Consider the following 17,542-nt stretch of genomic DNA (forward strand, 5'->3'; position numbering starts at 1 on the left):
AGATGGCCGCTTACGAACTGATCGATCACGAATATGACGTCGTCGTCGTCGGCGCCGGGGGCTCCGGCCTTCGCGCCGCGCTTGGCGCCGCCCAGCAGGGGCTGAAGGTCGCCTGCGTCACCAAGGTCTTCCCGACCCGCTCCCACACCGTCGCCGCCCAGGGCGGCATCTCCGCCTCGCTCGGCAATATGGGCGAGGACAGCTGGCAGTGGCACATGTACGACACCGTCAAGGGGTCGGACTGGCTGGGCGACCAGGACTCGATCGAATATCTGGTCAGGAACGCGCCCAAGGCCGTCTATGAGCTGGAACACTGGGGCGTGCCCTTCTCGCGGACCGAGGAAGGCAAGATCTATCAGCGCGCCTTCGGCGGCATGACCCGCAACTTCGGCGAGGGCCCGGTGCAGCGCACCTGCGCTGCCGCCGACCGCACCGGCCACGCCATCCTGCACACCCTTTACGGCCAGTCGGTGCGCCGCGAGGTGAAGTTCTTCATCGAATATTTCGCGCTGGACCTGATCATGCAGGACGGCGCCTGCACCGGCGTGACGGCGCTTCAGCTGGACAATGGGCAGCTTCACCAGTTCCGGGCCAAGATGGTGGTTCTGGCGACCGGCGGCTACGGCCGGGCCTATTTCTCGGCCACCTCCGCCCACACCTGCACCGGCGACGGCAACGCCATGGTGCTGCGCGCCGGCCTGCCGCTGCAGGACATGGAGTTCGTCCAGTTCCACCCGACCGGCATCTACGGCGCCGGCTGCCTGATCACCGAGGGCGCCCGCGGCGAGGGCGGTTATCTGACCAATTCGGAAGGCGAGCGCTTCATGGAGCGCTATGCGCCGACCGTGAAGGACCTGGCCCCCCGCGACATGGTCAGCCGCTCCATGACCATCGAGATTCGCGAAGGCCGCGGCGTGGGCCCGAACAAGGACCACATCTTCCTGCACCTGGACCACCTGGATCCGAAGATCCTGCATCAGCGCCTGCCGGGCATTTCCGAAAGCGCCAAGATCTTCGCCGGCGTGGACGTGACCAAGGCGCCGATCCCGGTCCTGCCGACGGTCCACTACAATATGGGCGGCATTCCCACGAACTATCACGGCGAGGTGCTGACCCTTCGTGATGGAAACCCCGACAGCGTCGTGCCCGGCCTGATGGCCGTTGGCGAGGCGGCCTGCGTCTCGGTGCACGGCGCCAACCGCCTGGGCTCCAACTCCCTGACCGACCTGGTGGTGTTCGGCCGCGCCGTCGGCCTGCGCTGCGGCGAGGTGGTGGACAAGGCATCGGCCGTGCCCAGCGCCTCCAAGGCCCAGACCGACGCCCACCTGGCCCGACTGGACCGCTTCCGCAACGCTGACGGCTCCACCCCGACGGCTGAGCTGCGGCTGGCGATGCAGAAGGCGATGCAGGCCGATGCGGCGGTGTTCCGCACCGGCGACACCCTGCAACAGGGCACGGACAAGCTGCGCGCCATCGACGCCGCCGGTTCCGACATCAAGACCACGGACCGCGGCCTGATCTGGAACACGGATCTGATGGAAACGCTGGAGTACGACAATCTGATTGCCCAGGCCGTCGTCACCATCGAGAGCGCCCTGAACCGCACGGAATCGCGCGGCGCCCACGCCCGCGAGGACTATCCGGACCGGGACGACGCGAACTGGATGAAACACACCCTGGCGTGGAAGCGCCCGGGCGAACAGGTCCAGATCGACTACCGCCCCGTGCACAATTACACGATGTCCGACGACATCGCGTACATCGAGCCCAAGGCTCGGGTTTACTGAGGTCGAACGCAGATGGTTCAACTCTCCCTCCCCCGCGGCTCCAAGCCTGCCAAGGGCAAGGTCAACAAGGCCCCGGCCGGCGCCAAGAACGTCAAGACCTACAAGGTCTACCGCTACGACCCCGAGGTCGACGCCGACCCGCGCTGGGACGTCTATGAGGTCTCGTCCGACGATCACGGGCCGATGCTGCTGGACGCCCTGATCCACATCAAGAACACCATCGACCCGACCCTGTCGTTCCGGCGCTCGTGCCGGGAGGGGATCTGCGGCTCCTGCTCGATGAACATCGACGGGCGCAACGCCCTGGCCTGCACCAAGGGCTGGGACGAGTGCGCCTCGCACAACATCACCATCTCCCCCCTGCCGCACCAGCCGGTGGTCAAGGACCTGGTGACGGACCTGAGCCTGTTCTACGCCCAGTACGACTCCATCCAGCCCTATCTCCAGTCGGACGAGCCCGACCCGGAGAAGGAACGGCTCCAGACCCCGGCCGAGCGCGAAAAACTGGACGGCCTGTACGAGTGCATCCTGTGCGCCTGCTGCTCCACCTCCTGCCCCAGCTACTGGTGGAACCAGGAGGAATATCTGGGCCCGGCGGCCCTGCTGCAGTCCTATCGCTGGATCGCCGACAGCCGCGACGACGCCACCCAGAAACGTCTGGACGACCTGGAAGACCCGTTCAAACTGTACCGCTGCCACACCATCATGAACTGCGCCCAGGTCTGCCCCAAGGGCCTGAACCCGGCCAAGGCCATCGCCGAAACCAAGAAGCTGATGGTCGCCCCCGGCCGCAAGAAACAGGCGGCCTGATCCAGACGGCTTGGCCGCCGACGCCGCCGCCTCCATGACCGCTGAGGTCCTGCTGTTCGCCTATGGCACGCTGCAGGACCCGGCGGTCCAGACGGCCGTCTTCGGCCGCGACCTGGGGCCCGGCGCCCCGGACCGACTGAGCGGTTTTCGCCTGTCGCACATCCCCGTCGAAGATCCCCAGATCACGGCCGAGACCGGCCTGATCCACTATCCGATCCTGATCCCGACGCCGGACGCCGCCCCGCCCGTGCCCGGCCGCCTCTACCCCCTGACCCCCGCCGACCTGACCGCCGCCGACGCCTATGAGGGCGAGGCCTATCGCCGGGTGCGCGTGACGACGGCGGCGGGGGCGGCGGCGTGGGTGTATGTGGTGGCGGAGGGGTGAGGGGCGGAAGTTGCGCCATAAGCGGTCATGAGGACTACGCCGTAAACGCGACATTCCGCCCCTGAGCCCGAAGGCTGCCGGGCGCGATGCCTACTTCGCAAACCAACCCTGATGTTGGTGATCGCTGAGGTCAGACGGGAAGAGCATCGCCAATGTGCGGTGCGGTTTGGAAGCCATGAAACGTATGGTAGTTCGTGCTCCTATGACCGCGCGAAATTCCAATCCGTTCTATGACCGACTCCGGGCTTTGGCACGATGGTCCGCAGTGCGTCTCGAGACCACCGCCGCTTCTCTTAAAGATTACGCTTCCCCGGCCAGAACTGGTTCACAGTTCGTCGACCTCGCCCCCACCGACGAGGCCGATCCAGACGGCGTCTATGCGCGAGCATTGGAGAAGGCGACGGCTAATCCGAGAGTTTTCAACATCGCGCTCACCGGACCTTATGGGTCTGGCAAAAGCAGCATCATCAGGACCTTTCTGAAGCGCCATCCTCGTTCGGCACTGCACATATCGCTCGCCGCGTTTCTGCCTGAGGCGGGTGATCCCAAGCGTGAGGTATCCAAACAGGAGATCGAGCGCAGCATCCTCCAGCAACTCCTATACGGTGCGGATGCCGACAAGCTTCCATTGTCGAGGTTCAAACGCATCAAGTCACCTGGGTTTTGGTCGAAATTCTGGTCGCTCTACATCCTGCTAGGGTTCACGGCTCTTTGGTATCTATTCGCGGAACGAGCATCTGTTCTATCAGGGGTCTATTTCGAGCCGTTCGCTCTGACGAATTGGTTCAAGTTAGCAGTGTTTGGATTCGCAGCTATTTTCCTTTGGACTGCGTTTCAATATTTTTACGTCGCCAGTTTCGGCGTATCCCTCAAGAGTATATCTCTAAAGAATGTGGAGCTTAGCCCTTCTGCGGCCGATCAAGCATCTATACTTAATCGACATCTTGACGAGATCGTATATTTCTTTCAGTCCACAAAATACAAACTTGTAGTTGTTGAAGATCTTGATCGGTTTGACAATCCAGATATTTTCGTCTCTCTCCGCGAGATCAACAGCTTAGTAAATGGATACGCAGGAGTCAAAAGGCGGGTTCAATTTCTCTACGCGCTCCGCGATGATATGTTTACCAATACAGACCGGACGAAGTTCTTCGAGTTTATTATCCCTGTTGTGCCGATCATAAATAGCTCCAACTCCATTGATATGGTGTTAAAGCAAGGAACGAGGCTTGCGCTGGAGGATCGTCTTGATTCTCGGTTTCTTCGTGAGGTATCTCGATATCTTAACGACTTAAGACTTATCAGCAATATATTCAATGAATATGCCATATATAACGAGAGTCTCGAAGCAGATGGTGACAACTCCCTCGATCCGAACAAGCTTCTAGCGGTTCTGATATATAAAAATACCTATCCGCGGGACTTCGAAAAGCTGCATCGTGGCGACGGGGTCTTGGCGTCGATCTTTGACCGGAAGGACGTGCTGATCGCGGAGGCGGAGCGGAAGTATAAGACGGAGATCGCGCAGCTCGAGCATGAGATACAAGCCGCTGAACAGCAGGTTCCAAAGGACCTCCGGGATCTACGGCGCATTTACGCGATGGCGCTGTTTCAGAAGTTGCCATCTGCCCTGATATCCGTGGGTACGAGCGGAAACGGCATGATCTCCGCCCCTCAGCTGACGGACAGCGAGGCGTTCGACGACATCATCACCGCCGAGAGGGTTACCTATAATTCGGCCCAGCATGGTGGGGGGCAGCGCGATATCAGGGATTTACAGTCCGGTGTTGATCCAAAATTGAGCTACCGTGATAGAGCCGCCTTGATCGAGGGAAAATCGCAGGAGAGGAGGGAGGCGGCACAAAAGCGGATCGGGGAACTGCGAGCGAGGATGACGTACGTCCGCACCTGCAAGTTCAACCTTTTGCTGAGGAATGACATCGATCAACTGACAGAAACGCTAGGCCAGCTAGGAGATGGCGGAGAATTGGCTCGATTCCTACTGCTGGAAGGGCACCTCGACGACAGCTACTATCAATACACTTCCATGTTTCATTCTGGAAGACTTTCCCCGAGCGATAACAAGTTCCTTCGGCATATCAGAAGTTTTGTTACGCCAGATCCAGAGTTTCCAATCGATAATGCCAAAGAAGTTATCGAAAATATGCGGGAGGACGACTTCGGTCTTGGCTACGTTCTTAATGTTAAGATTGTCGATGTCCTGCTCAGCGAGCCAAGTCAGCATGGCCGCAAAGACAAGATATTTAGATTCCTCGCAACCGAGTTTTCCGAGTGCGAAGGGTTCTTTCAAGCGTACTATTCCACTGGCACCCAGATCGAGAAGTTGCTGGTGGGGCTTTCCGCAGCTTGGCCGGGTCTAGTCCCTGCGGTGCTCGAGAGCCCTATATGTGACATCCACCTTGCGAGGCTGATCGAGCATGCTCCAGCCGAGGTGCTGGGTCGTGTTGCGGGCGAGCATTCCGAATTGGGCCGATATCTTTCCGGGGCGCTACCCGGAATCCTGTCTCACGCCGAGGGGTTAGATCCGTCGAAGCTCGAACCGTTAGCAATCCAGGTGCAAGACCTATCCGCAATCGAGCATCATCACGGGATCGTCCGCGCGTTATTTGAAAGCGGTCATTATCGCCTTTCAGTTGAGAACTTGGATTTCATCTACGTGTCGGTACTTGGACAGTCCGATGTGGAGAGCCTCCATCGTCGACACTTTTCTACCCTCCGCGAGCTAAACAGCAGACCGCTTCTGGAGCGTATAGGATCGGAGTTTGGCGTATACTTCGATAGCGTCCTCTGCCGGCTGGACCGTAACGATGACGAGTCTGTCTCGGCCTTGCTTGAGCTGCTTTCGCACGACGAGCTCGATGCCGAGAAGGTTGAAAAGTTCATCGACAAGCAAAACGCCGTCTTCCCATCTCTGGAGGGTGTTCCCGAACGCTACCATTCGTCGCTATTTCGCTTGGTGAAGATCGAGCCCAGCTGGACGAATTGCTTAGCGTTTCTACGCGATGATGCCGGCAAAGCCGAGAGCCTTATCCATTTTCTGACAGATGATGATGCTCGCTCCGCACTCTTGAAAACTCCGATCCCCACTGGGGAGGACGCGTTTTCACTGCGAAGATTTTTGCGAAATGCAAACGGAATGCCCGACGACGTCTATCGAGAGTACGTCGCTGCTCTGCGTAACAAGGCAAAAACAATTCCGACGACCCTTGAGCCCACGAAGCGCCGGATACTAGTGGAGGAGTGCGGAGTTACGTTCGACGCAGACATTTTCGCATCTCTCGATGGTGATATGGATTTGCAGGTTGTTTTTGTCGCTAATAACATAGCGACGTACCTGGATAATCCTGCCGCAGTTTCGGTTGATGACGATTTCCGAGAGCGCCTTCTCAGGTCAAACATCGAGGATCGATATAAGCGCAATTTAATCGACTTAATGGACTTGAATCAGCTCGTGGGCCGTCCAGAAAGAGCTGCTCTAGTAGGTCAGATTCTTGCGAGAACGGATAGCAAGGTTAAAAATATTACTTTCGAAGTTGCGCAAGAGATGATCCTTGCATCTAGCCCCACCATAACAAAGATCAAACTGCTTAACGAACTACATCAAACGATGGATGTGCAGCAGGTACGAGAGACGTTGAAACTTTTACCTCGGCCGTACAAGGAGATTACCACCGGTTACGGTCGTCCGCAGCTAGAAAATTCTGATGAAAACCGTACGTTGGCAGAATGGTTGACTCACAGAAAAGTCATATCATCCTTTGGCAAGGCATGGTGGGGCGATGATATTGTGATTAATCTATATCGCAAGTGAACATTGCCATGTACGTAGTTCTCGTGTTCATTCGGTAAGTGCGCTACGTAACCAGCGGGAAACGGAAGGGGCCAACCGCCGCCTTGAGTCAGGTTCCGCCTCCACCAACCCGCCTCAACCGCCGCCCGCCGTCCATCGGCCCTTGCACCATCGCCCCGGCTTGATATGAGCGGCGCATGGCCAGCATCACCTATATCGAGCATGACGGAACCGAGCACGTGGTCGACGTGAAACCGGGGCTGTCCGTCATGGAGGGCGCGATCCGGAACAATGTGCCGGGGATCGATGCGGATTGCGGCGGGGCCTGCGCCTGCGCCACCTGCCATGTCTATGTCGACGAGGCCTGGCGCGAGGCGACGGGCAAACCCTCGGCCATGGAGGAGTCGATGCTGGATTTCGCCGAGGAGGTCGAGCCCAACAGCCGGCTGTCGTGCCAGATCCGGGTGTCGGAGGCGCTGGACGGCCTGGTCGTGCGCCTGCCCCAAAACCAGCACTAAGAACCCGCCCCAAGACCCCGTACTGAGGTCAGGCCGCCCGGCGCCTTTGTCGTCGGCGCGCGTTGCAGGACGGCAGTGTTTCCAAGGCCGAGTTTCCCCATGCGTCTGTTCGGATCCAAGCCCGCCCTGCCCGCCGATCGACGCGGCGAGGCTCGTCGCACCGTCAATGCGCGCGGCGTGGTCAGCGCGGCGGGGCTGGAGACGGTCTGCGTCATCGTCGATCTGTCGGACACGGGAATGCGGCTGAGGCTGGACCGCAGCGCGGCCCTGCCGGCCCAGGTGGTGGTGATCGATGTGGCCGAGGGCCTGGCCTATGAGGCGACCCTGGTCTGGCAAAAGGGGCAGGAGGCGGGTCTGAAACAGACGGGCGCCAAATCCCTGCGCGGCCTGGCGCCCGCCCGGCTGGCCGGGGCGCGCGACGCCTGGGTGAGGGCCGGGGGCCGCTAGGCCTACATCCCCGCCGGCATGGCCCCGGCGTTGATGGCGATCCGGCCGATCAGCCCCTTGACAATCAGGTCCAGGGCCGAGCCCTCGCGATAGTCGGCAGCGGCGACGAAATTGACCCGATCCTCCGAGATCAGGGAATAGACCTTCTTCTGGTCCTTCTCGTTCGAGCGCGGGTCATAGACGGCGATCGAAAAGCCGCCCTTGGTGTGCATCATCTTCATGGTCGGCACGTCGGTGTCGCCGTCGCCGATGAAGATCATCCGGTCGAAGGGGACGGGCCGCTGGTCGTCGGGGATGAAGTGGTTGATCCGCTCGTGCTCCCAGTGGTTCTTCACCCCCTTGTTGATGCGGAAGAGGTACTGGGTCTTGGTGGTGTAGTTGACGCCGACCGCCGGCCAGGCCGCCTCGCCCTTTTCGTCATAGACATAGTGGGAGGCGAAGACGTGGGTCAGGGCGGGCCGGATCGGCGTGCCGTCGATCATCTCCTCCAGCCCGGCCGAGACGATATAGTGTTCGATCTCCAGCCCGTATCGGGCGCCGAAGGCGTTCATCCGGTCGAACCAGCTGAGGTCCTTCAGACCTTCGAACAGGGCCACCGCCTCGCCGTGGCGACGCAGGGTCTCGCGCGTCACAGGGGCGCCGTTCTGGCGCGCATGGTGCAGCATCAGCTGCATGTACATCAGTATGCCGTCGCCGTCGGCGTCCTTGGTCAGGGCCTCGGCCTCGCCCCAGAAGGCGCCGACGTCCATGCCCACCGAGGGGATGAAGCTGACCTCCTGCATGTTGCCGCGCGCCAGGGTGCCGTCGAAATCATAGATCAGGGCGGTCTTGAGCGGGGGCGCGGCAGAGGGGGCGTCGGCCATGGGCGAGGTCCGGAAGAGCGGCAGGGAACCCCGCCCTCTATATCAGCCGGCCTCCTGCGTCGATCTCCGCCTCTGACCGAAGGTCGGGGCCGCCGCCTTCTGCTCGGCCCAATAGTCGGCCCCGGTGGTCGGTTTGAACATGGTGCGGGGCGTGCCGTCCTTGGCCACCACGGCGAAGGTGTTGGTCGAGGCCTGATAGATCAGGGTGTCGCCGTTCGGCCGTTTCACCGTCTCGGCGTCGCCGGGCGGCCGGGTGGTGAAGGCCGTCACCTTGTCCAGATAGGCTTCGGCCGAGGTCGCGCCGAAATCAGCGCCGTTGCGCGCATAGAGGCGGGCGATCTTGGCGTCCACCGTTTCCCGGCGGCTGGCGGTCAACACCGGCTTGGCCGTTTCCGCCGCCGGCGCCTCGGCCGACTCGGACGACGGATCGCCGGCCCCGACGGGCGCCGACGCCGTCCGGTCCCGCGTCTGCACCGCCGAACTGTTGTCGCAGGCCGCCAGGGCCATTAGGCCGCACAGCAGGCCAAACGAGACCGGAACGGCCCCTCTTATCCTCAGCGCGATCATTTTCCCCTCCGATACCCGCTGAAGGCGACGTAAGCACAACTCGATTGTTCGCACAATGTTCTTTTTGATCGTCTCGACGCCGTCGCCTGAGACCGCTAGAGCGGGGCCATGGACATGCGCGCGCTTACCGACCGAAAGGTGCTGCTGATCGTCGGCGGCGGCATAGCGGCCTATAAGGCGCTGGAGCTGGTGCGTCTGATCGCCAAGGGGGGCGGCGAAACCCGGGTGATCCTGACCGAAGCGGGGGCCGAGTTCGTCACACCCCTGTCCCTGGCGGCGCTCAGCGGCCATCCGGTGCGGTCCGGCCTGTTCCACCCGGACGACGAGACCAGCATGGGCCATATCGAGCTGTCGCGCTGGGCCGATCTGGTGGTCGTGGCGCCGGCGACGGCCGGGCTGATCGCCAAGGCGGCCAATGGGATCGCCGACGACCTGGCCTCCACCACATTGATCGCCACGGACAAGCGGGTGCTGCTGGCGCCGGCCATGAATGTGCGGATGTGGGACCACCCGGCGGTCCAGGCCAATATGGAGCGGCTGAAATCCTTCCCCGGCTTCCACGGCGCGGCCGTGGTCGGACCGGATGAGGGCGAGATGGCGTGCGGCGAGTACGGACCCGGCCGAATGGCTGAGCCGGCGGCCATAGTGGAGGCGATCCAGGGCCTGCTGACGGGCCCCAGACCTTTGGCCGGACGAAGGGCGGTGGTCACGGCCGGCCCCACCTTCGAGCCGATCGACCCGGTGCGCGGCCTGACCAATCGCTCCAGCGGCAAACAGGGCTACGCCGTCGCCGCCGCCCTGGCCCAGCGGGGGGCGGAGGTGACGCTGGTGTCCGGCCCCACCGCCCTGTCCGCTCCGCCCGGCGTCACTCGGATGGAGGTGGAAAGCGCCCTGGAGATGAAGGCGGCGACGCAAGCCGCCCTGCCGGCCGACATCGCCGTCCTGTCCGCCGCCGTGGCCGACTGGCGTGTGGACACCGTCGCCGGGGGCAAGATCAAGAAGGGGCCGGGCGGGCCGCCGACGCTGGCCCTGATCGAGAACCCGGACATTCTGGCCGGGGTCGCCGCGCCGGGACCGAACCGGCCCGCCCTGGTCATCGGCTTCGCCGCCGAGACCACCGATCTCGAGGCCAACGCCCGCGCCAAATTGTCGAGGAAGGGCTGCGACTGGATCGTCGGCAACGACGTCTCGGACGAGGTGTTCGGATCCGACGGCAACGCCGTTCTGCTGGTCACCGCCCAGGGCGCCGAGGTCTGGCCCCGCCAATCCAAGACCGCCGTCGCCCAGGCCCTGGCCGACCGTATCGCCGACCATTTCAAGAGCGCCCAATGACCGAAGCCGTCTCCGTTCAGATCCTGCGCCTGCCCCACGCCGAGGGCCTGCCCCTGCCCGCCTATGAGACGGCCGGGTCGGCGGGCATGGACCTGCGCGCCGCCGTGCCCGAGGACCAGCCCCTGACCCTGGCGCCGGGCCGGCGCGCCCTGGTGCCAACGGGGCTGAAGATCGCCCTGCCTTTGGGCTATGAGGCCCAGGTCCGCGCCCGCTCGGGCCTGGCCCTGAAGCACGGGATCATCTGCCCCAATGCGCCGGGCACGATCGACAGCGACTATCGCGGCGAGTGCGGCGTCATCCTGGCCAATATCGGCGATGAAGACTTCGTCATTCGCCGGGGCGAACGCATCGCCCAGCTGGTGATCGCCAAACACGAACGGGCGGACTGGATCGAGGTCGAGACCCTGGACGACACCGCGCGGGGCGCGGGGGGGTTCGGTTCGACGGGGCGGTAGGGCTCACCTGAAGGCGGGACCACGGCCTCAGGCCGGCCTTGTCGGAGACGGCGCCGCCCCGGCGCGCTGATCCGATTGCGCGCCGCTCAGGCCGTCGCGGCCAAGGCGGCCTCGCCTCGCACGGCCGCCTCCAGCGCCGAGGCGAGGCGCTCCGGGTCGATCGGCTTGGTGACGAAGTCGTCCACCCCCACTGTCGCCCACGCCGCGCGATGGGTCTCCAGGGCGTTGGCCGTCAGGGCGATGACCGGCGTGCCGGCATTGGGCCCTTCCGAGCGAATGGCCCGCGTCGCCGTCAATCCGTCCATAACCGGCATCTGCATGTCCATCAGAATGGCGTCGAACCGGCGCAGGGCCGCCGCCTCCACAGCCTCCTGACCGTTTTCGGCGAAGGTCAGGACACACCCCATGGGCTCGAGCAGCAGGGCCACGATCCGACGATTCACGGGGTGATCGTCCACCGCCAGAATGTCCAGCCCGTGTGCGAAGGTCGAGGGTGCGCTGACCGCCAGGGTCGCCGAGGGGGCGGCCGCGATCCCCATCGGCAGATCGACCGTGAAGATAGAGCCTTCTCCCAATCGACTTTCGACCGACACGGACCCGCCCATCAGCTGGGCCAGTTTGCAGGTGATGGCCAGGCCGAGGCCTGAGCCCCCGTGCCGGCGCGTCACCCCCGCATCGACCTGTTCGAACACGTCGAAGACATAGGGCAGGCGGTCGTCGGGAATACCGCATCCGGTATCGGTCACCGCGACGGTCAACCGGCCCAGGGCGGCGTTCCAGCGGGCCCGGACCTCGATCCGTCCCGTCGCCGTGAACTTGACGGCGTTCGAGACGAGATTGAACAGAATCTGTTGCAGCCGCAGCGGATCGGTCCGCACGTGGCGCGGCAGGTCGTCAGGCAGGGAGACCTCAAAGGCGACGCCGGCGGCCTGCGCCTTGGGCGCCCACATCCGCTCGAGAGCCTTCAGCTTGTCCACCAGATCGACGGGCGCCTCTTCCAGCTCCATCTTTCCGGCCTCGATCTTCGAAAAGTCGAGAACGTCGTTCAACAGGCCGATCAGAACCTCGCTGGCGTCCTTGAGCATCACCACGTGCTCTTTCTGCGCCGGATCGAGCTGGGACCGTTCCAACAGATTGGCCGAAGTGACCACCGCATTCATGGGGGTGCGGATTTCGTGGCTGACCACGGCGAGGAAGTCGGATTTGGCGGCGCTGGCCACCTCGGCCCTGCGGCGCTCCTCCTGAGCGCGGTCGTTGGCGATCTGAATGGCGCGGTTGGTCTGTGAACTCTGCCGCACCGCGACCAGCAGATGGGTCATGTACAGGACGCAACCCACGGCCACGAGAAGATCGGTCGGCTGGCCCAGGACATAGCCGTGGATGACGGGCAGGGCCAGAAAGTAGACGACGGGCGGCGTGGCGGCGCTGATGAGGATTTCACGCTCATGATAGAGGTGTATGGTCACATGAAGCAGCGCCCCTGCGATTAAGATGCTGCCGAACACCATCTGGGACCCACCCCCGTCCGCCCACAGATAGGCGGCGATGGCGGAATAGAAGATGCTGTTTACGAACAGGCTGATGCAGGCGGCGATCCTGAGCCCCCGCGAGGGCGTTCCCCCTCCCAGCCTGCGGATGGCGCCGAAGACGATCCAGTCGGCCGACTGTCCGGCGAAGACCAGCGCCAGCCAGATCGCCGGCCATTTCGACGGCGCTAGCGCCCAGACGGTGCAGGCGATGAAGACGGCGAAGCCGACCCTGACCTTAATTTCGCGTTGCCTGGCCTCGGCGATCCGTGCGTAACGCGCGTGCATTCTTGTGTTTCTCCCGGCCTGCAGCATGCACGGGATTCCCTAACCGCGGCTTTCGCCGGGCTGAGGGACACTACCTAAGGGCGGAGGGTCGCCCCTCCGCTCTTAAACCTTCGACAGGATCAGGGTTCCGTTGGTGCCGCCGAAGCCGAAGCTGTTGGACATGACGTGGGTCAGCTCGCCCTCGTGGCGCTGACGCAGGATCGGCATGCCCTCGAAGGCCGGATCAAGGGTCTCGATATGGGCGCTCTCGGCGGCGAAACCGTTCTGCATCATCAGCAGGCAGTAGATGGCCTCTTGAGCGCCCGCCGCGCCGAGCGAGTGGCCCGTCAGGGACTTGGTCGAGGAGATCATCGGCATCTGATCGCCGAAGACGGCGCGCACGGCCTCCATTTCCTTCGAATCCCCGACCGGGGTCGAGGTGCCGTGCGGGTTCAGATAGTCGATCTTCGGATTGCCGGCCTGTTCCAGTGCGATCTTCATGCAGCGCTGGGCGCCCTCGCCCGAGGGGGCGACCATGTCATAACCGTCGGAATTGGCGCCATAGCCGGTGACCTCGGCATAGATGGTCGCGCCGCGCGCCTTGGCCCGCTCGTATTCCTCCAGCACCACTATGCCGGCGCCGCCGGCGATGACGAAGCCGTCGCGGTTGACGTCATAGGCGCGCGAGGCGACCGAGGGGGTCTCGTTGAAGTTCGACGACATGGCGCCCATGGCGTCGAACATGTTCGACATGGACCAGTCGATGTCCTCGCAGCCGCCGGCGAAGACCACGTCCTGCTTGCCCCACTGGATCTGTTCGACCCCGGCGCCGATGCAGTGGGCGGAGGTCGCGCAGGCCGAGCTGATCGAATAGTTGACGCCGCGCATCTGGAACCAGGTCGACAGCACGGCCGAGGGGCCGGACGCCATGGCCTTCGGCACCGCGAACGGCCCGATGCGCTTGGGCGAGGTCTTTTCCACCGTGGTGGCGGCGGCCTGAAGGATGACCTGGGTCGAGGGGCCGCCCTCGCCGACGATCAGACCGATGCGGTCGTCCCGGATTTCCTCGGCCGTCATGCCCGACGACTTCAGCGCCTCTTCGAAGGCGATATGGCCCCAGGCCGTGCCGTTGGCCAGGAAGCGGGCGGCGCGGCGGTCCACCAGCTCCTCCCAAGGGCCGATCTTGGGCGGGGCCCAGACCTGGCTGCGGAAGCCGTATTTGGCGTGATCAGGCGCATGGACGACGCCCGAACGGGCTTCGCGCAGGGACTGGGTCACCTCTTCGGCACCGTGGCCGATGGAAGAGACGATGCCCAGGCCGGTGACGACGACACGACGCATGGTGTTTCCTTACTCTAGCTTCTCGACCCTGGGGGTCTTCCGCGCTGTCCGCGGTTATATAGGTGTTAGGCGCCCGCCTGCTCGTCCTTGGCGGCGCCGAAGAGTCCCACCCGCATGTCGTTGCAGGTGTAGATGACCTCGCCGTCGGCCTCCAGCACGCCGTCGGCTATGCCCATCACCAGTTTGCGATTGATCACCCGTTTCAGGTCGATCTTGTACACGACCTTCTTGATGTCGGGCGTCACCTGACCGGTGAACTTGACCTCGCCGACGCCGAGCGCACGGCCGCGGCCAGGGCCGCCGATCCAGCCCAGATAGAAGCCGACCAGCTGCCACATGGCGTCCAGACCCAGGCAGCCGGGCATGACCGGATCGCCGATGAAGTGACACTGGAAAAACCAGAGGTCGGGATGGATATCCAGCTCGGCCTCCACATAGCCCTTGCCATGGGCGCCGCCGTCGGCCGTGATCTGGGTGATCCGATCGAACATCAGCATAGGCGGCGCAGGCAGTTGGGCGTTGCCGGGACCGAACAGTTCGCCGCGCCCGGAGGCGAGAAGGGCCTCGTGATCGAAGGACGAGGGATATTGGGACTGGGTCAAGGCGATTCCGTCAGGTCTGCTGTTGCCTGCGGGTTACACGACCGAGCCGCTTCGCTCAACACCGCCGGTTTTCGGCCCTTCAGCTTCGGCCGGTTCCTGCGGGCCGGTTGGCGTTGCATAGCGCGCGTTGCTGGACGCCGAAGACGGCCCTTTCCTGAATCCAACCGCGCAGGCGGCGCGCCCGCACCCGGCACCAGCCGTCCTCGCATTCGTCCAGCGACACCAGGGACCGGGGCGACAGGCGCGCACGGACCGCCGAGGCCTGGGACTTGCCGGCGTGGATCATCACCTCTTCGGCCGAGGTGTTGAAGACATAGCGGCGGCCGGAAGAGACGGTGCGGTGAATCCAGGCTACGGCCCCGTCCGGATCGCAGATCTTTCGCCATTCGGTCGTCTCGGCGATCACCTGGACCGGCAGGCCGGCGGCGCGATACTCCCACAGGATCGGATAGTCCAGCCCCGGCCCCTGGCGGGCGCGGACGTGGGAGGACTTCAGCGAGATCCAGCGCGGCACCTCCAGCCCCGTCGGGGTGGGGCGCCCATCGGGCATGGTCGCGCCGGCGCCGGCCATCACCCCCAGGCCCAGAACGGCCAGGGCGACGGCGGTGCGGCGTCGCAGGCTTTGGAAGATGGCGGCGGCTTTGCTAGACACAGTTGGAACGACCCGTCGCGCGGGCTTCGATCCTGAACCATCGCCCGCTAACCAAGGCCCGCAATGTCCGTTCGCAAGCTTAAGGTCGTATTAACCAGACGCCTGCCGGACGCGGTCGAAACGCGGATGCGCGAACTGTTCGACGCCGAGCTGAACCTTAAGGACCAGCCGATGGACCGGGCGGCGCTGGAGGCGGCGGTTCAGCGGGCGGAGGTCCTGGCGCCCACCATCACCGACCTCATTGACGCAGACCTGATCAACGGCGCCGGCGAACAGCTGAAGATGATCGCCAACTTCGGCGCCGGGGTCGACCATATCGACGTCGAGGCGGCCGTGGCGCGCGGCATCATCGTCACCAATACGCCCGGCGTCCTGACCGAGGATACGGCCGACCTGGCCATGAGCCTGATCCTGGCCGTCAGCCGCCGCATCGTCGAAGGGGCCCAGGTGGTGGCCGAAGGCCGTTTCGAGGGCTGGACCCCGACCTGGATGTGCGGGCGCAAGCTGTGGGGCAAGCGGCTGGGGATCGTCGGCATGGGCCGGATCGGCCAGGCCCTGGCCCGTCGCGCCAAGGCCTTCGGCCTGCAGGTGCATTACCACAATCGCAAGCCCGTCTCGGACCTGATCGCCGAGGAGCTGGGCGCCACCTATTGGGACGACCTGGACCAGATGCTGGCGCGGATGGACATCGTCTCCTTGAACTGTCCAGCCACACGGGAGACCCATCATCTTCTGTCGGCCGAACGCCTGGCGCGGCTTCAGCCCCACGCCATCCTGATCAACACCGCGCGCGGCGAACTGATCGACGAGGCGGCTCTGGCCCAGGCGGTGGCGGCGCGGGCGATCGCCGGCGTGGGCCTGGATGTATTCGAACATGAGCCGGCCATCCATCCGGGCCTGATGGGCCATCCCAACGTCGTCCTCCTGCCCCACCTCGGTTCGGCGACGCTGGAGGCGCGCCAGGACATGGGCGACCGGGTCATCGCCAATGTCATGACCTTCCAGAACGGCCATCGCCCGCCCGACCGGGTCATTCCGGCGATGCTTTAGGACCTGCGATTTCACAGGACTGTCGGGGGGGCCTCACACCCCTGTCGAAAACGCCGATCACTGGAGGAACCGCCGCGATCAGGGATCGTTTCGGCGGCCTGTAAGGGAAGCGTGCGTTGGACTCCTACTATTGTATCGTCAACCTGCCGGGTGTTCCGGTGCGTGACATCTGCGTTCTGAAGGCCGAGGACGATCGCGCCGCCGACCGGGCCCTGGCCGATGTGGCGGCGACTTGGCCGGGATTCGAAACTCTTTGCCTCTATTGCGGCGAGCGGCTGGTGACGGTGCTCAGCAATCCTGCCCTGGGCTTCGCCGCTCCCCTGCCCGAGTTGGCCCTGGACGACGTGCGGTTCGAAACCGCCGCCTGAGTCGGACAAATCAGCCGCCGCAGACCGGGCATGCGGGATCAGGCGCGATCCGCACCGTTCGCGCCGTTCCCGCCAGGCCGTCATAGATCAGCAGCCGCCCCTGAAGGCTCTGGCCCGCGCCTACGATCCATTTGATCGTCTCCAGGGCGGCCATCGAACCGATCACCCCCGCCAGGGCGCCGACGACCCCCACGCGCGCGCAGGTCTCCGCATCCGGCGGAACCTCGGGCGTCAGGCACTGATAGCAGGGCCGACCCGCAAACACCCCCACCTGACCGCTCCACCGACCCAGGGCGCCCGAGACCAGGGGCTTGCCCGCCGCCACACAGGCGGCGTTGACCGTATGGCGCGTGGCGAAGTCGTCGGTCCCGTCCAGAACCAGATCGAAGTCGGCGATCAGGCGCGCTGCGTTTTCGGGCGTCAGACGTTCGGCGAAGGTCTGGATCGCGACATGCGGATTGAGGCCGGCCAATCGGTCCCGCGCCGCCTCCACCTTGGCCCGACCCACGTCGGCGGTGGCGAAAAGGATCTGACGCTGAAGATTGGACAGGGCCACGACGTCGTCGTCGATCAGGCCCAACGTCCCGACGCCCGCCGCCGCCAGATAGAGGGCGGCCGGCGCTCCGACCCCGCCCGCGCCGACGACCAGGACGCGGGCGCGCTTCAGCGCCTGCTGCCCCGGCCCTCCGACCTCGGCCAGCACCAGATGGCGGGCGTAGCGTTCGACTTCATCGTCAGAAAAGGCCATGCCCGTCTCTAGA

The 17,542-nt window shown here is 64.0% G+C and carries 17 protein-coding genes; 10 read left to right on the plus strand and 7 right to left on the minus strand.

What is annotated here, in order from left to right; genetic code table 11:
• Positions 1–2 precede the first annotated feature (2 nt).
• The 6 genes from sdhA (at position 3) to AC1RKE_RS13375 (ending at position 7,758) form a co-directional block, all read left to right on the plus strand.
• Positions 3–1,787, plus strand: coding sequence for a succinate dehydrogenase flavoprotein subunit (gene sdhA, locus AC1RKE_RS13350; RefSeq protein WP_054764564.1), 1,785 nt, complete (start codon positions 3–5; stop codon positions 1,785–1,787).
• 12 nt (positions 1,788–1,799) lie between these two features.
• Positions 1,800–2,597 (plus strand): succinate dehydrogenase iron-sulfur subunit, encoded by a 798-nt coding sequence (locus tag AC1RKE_RS13355; RefSeq protein ID WP_348682984.1) that lies wholly within the window; start codon positions 1,800–1,802, stop codon positions 2,595–2,597.
• A 10-nt stretch (positions 2,598–2,607) separates the two neighbouring features.
• On the plus strand, positions 2,608–2,982 hold the full coding sequence (locus AC1RKE_RS13360) for a gamma-glutamylcyclotransferase family protein (protein WP_191554878.1): 375 nt from the start codon (positions 2,608–2,610) through the stop codon (positions 2,980–2,982).
• A 265-nt stretch (positions 2,983–3,247) separates the two neighbouring features.
• Entirely contained in the window at positions 3,248–6,814 is a 3,567-nt protein-coding gene (locus tag AC1RKE_RS13365; protein WP_348682986.1) for a YobI family P-loop NTPase, read from the plus strand.
• A 176-nt stretch (positions 6,815–6,990) separates the two neighbouring features.
• Complete coding sequence (locus AC1RKE_RS13370; RefSeq protein WP_054764560.1) at positions 6,991–7,311, plus strand: 2Fe-2S iron-sulfur cluster-binding protein; 321 nt, start codon at positions 6,991–6,993, stop codon at positions 7,309–7,311.
• Positions 7,312–7,410: 99 nt separating this feature from the next.
• Positions 7,411–7,758 (plus strand): PilZ domain-containing protein, encoded by a 348-nt coding sequence (locus AC1RKE_RS13375; protein ID WP_152949368.1) that lies wholly within the window; start codon positions 7,411–7,413, stop codon positions 7,756–7,758.
• Positions 7,759–7,760: 2 nt separating this feature from the next.
• On the opposite strand, the gene AC1RKE_RS13380 is transcribed toward AC1RKE_RS13375, so the two are convergent.
• Together AC1RKE_RS13380 and AC1RKE_RS13385 are read right to left on the minus strand one after the other, a co-directional pair.
• Entirely contained in the window at positions 7,761–8,621 is an 861-nt protein-coding gene (locus tag AC1RKE_RS13380; protein ID WP_054764558.1) for a haloacid dehalogenase-like hydrolase, read from the minus strand.
• A 42-nt stretch (positions 8,622–8,663) separates the two neighbouring features.
• Positions 8,664–9,188, minus strand: a complete 525-nt coding sequence (locus AC1RKE_RS13385) for an S-type pyocin family protein (RefSeq protein ID WP_348682988.1) — start codon at positions 9,186–9,188, stop codon at positions 8,664–8,666.
• A 108-nt stretch (positions 9,189–9,296) separates the two neighbouring features.
• Here AC1RKE_RS13385 and coaBC point away from each other — a divergent pair, with 108 nt between their 5' ends.
• Both coaBC and dut read left to right on the plus strand, forming a co-directional pair.
• Positions 9,297–10,520 (plus strand): bifunctional phosphopantothenoylcysteine decarboxylase/phosphopantothenate--cysteine ligase CoaBC, encoded by a 1,224-nt coding sequence (gene coaBC / locus AC1RKE_RS13390; RefSeq protein WP_348682989.1) that lies wholly within the window; start codon positions 9,297–9,299, stop codon positions 10,518–10,520.
• Positions 10,517–10,975 carry a dUTP diphosphatase gene (dut, locus tag AC1RKE_RS13395; protein ID WP_183216163.1) on the plus strand — a complete coding sequence of 153 codons (459 nt, stop codon included), beginning with the start codon at positions 10,517–10,519 and terminating at the stop codon, positions 10,973–10,975. Before coaBC ends, dut begins: the two co-directional genes overlap by 4 nt.
• Before the next feature lie 86 nt (positions 10,976–11,061).
• Here the strand turns inward: dut and AC1RKE_RS13400 are convergent, their stop codons facing one another.
• The 4 genes from AC1RKE_RS13400 to AC1RKE_RS13415 form a co-directional block, all read right to left on the minus strand.
• Complete coding sequence (locus AC1RKE_RS13400; protein WP_348682991.1) at positions 11,062–12,789, minus strand: ATP-binding protein; 1,728 nt, start codon at positions 12,787–12,789, stop codon at positions 11,062–11,064.
• A 102-nt stretch (positions 12,790–12,891) separates the two neighbouring features.
• Positions 12,892–14,109, minus strand: a complete 1,218-nt coding sequence (fabB, locus tag AC1RKE_RS13405) for a beta-ketoacyl-ACP synthase I (RefSeq protein ID WP_152949364.1) — start codon at positions 14,107–14,109, stop codon at positions 12,892–12,894.
• 65 nt (positions 14,110–14,174) lie between these two features.
• Complete coding sequence (gene fabA, locus AC1RKE_RS13410) at positions 14,175–14,711, minus strand: 3-hydroxyacyl-[acyl-carrier-protein] dehydratase FabA (protein WP_152949363.1); 537 nt, start codon at positions 14,709–14,711, stop codon at positions 14,175–14,177.
• 79 nt (positions 14,712–14,790) lie between these two features.
• Positions 14,791–15,363, minus strand: a complete 573-nt coding sequence (locus AC1RKE_RS13415; protein ID WP_333896578.1) for an SH3 domain-containing protein — start codon at positions 15,361–15,363, stop codon at positions 14,791–14,793.
• A gap of 63 nt (positions 15,364–15,426) precedes the next feature.
• On the opposite strand from AC1RKE_RS13415, the gene AC1RKE_RS13420 reads away from it, so the two are divergent.
• Positions 15,427–16,413: a 2-hydroxyacid dehydrogenase gene (locus AC1RKE_RS13420; protein WP_348682994.1), complete on the plus strand. Its 987-nt coding sequence runs from the start codon at positions 15,427–15,429 to the stop codon at positions 16,411–16,413.
• Positions 16,414–16,529: 116 nt separating this feature from the next.
• On the plus strand, positions 16,530–16,781 hold the full coding sequence (locus tag AC1RKE_RS13425) for a hypothetical protein (RefSeq protein WP_054764550.1): 252 nt from the start codon (positions 16,530–16,532) through the stop codon (positions 16,779–16,781).
• A gap of 10 nt (positions 16,782–16,791) precedes the next feature.
• Here the strand turns inward: AC1RKE_RS13425 and AC1RKE_RS13430 are convergent, their stop codons facing one another.
• On the minus strand, positions 16,792–17,529 hold the full coding sequence (locus AC1RKE_RS13430) for a HesA/MoeB/ThiF family protein (protein WP_054764549.1): 738 nt from the start codon (positions 17,527–17,529) through the stop codon (positions 16,792–16,794).
• Positions 17,530–17,542: the final 13 nt, after the last annotated feature.

The organism is Brevundimonas sp. GW822-FHT03E11 (genome assembly GCF_058801445.1).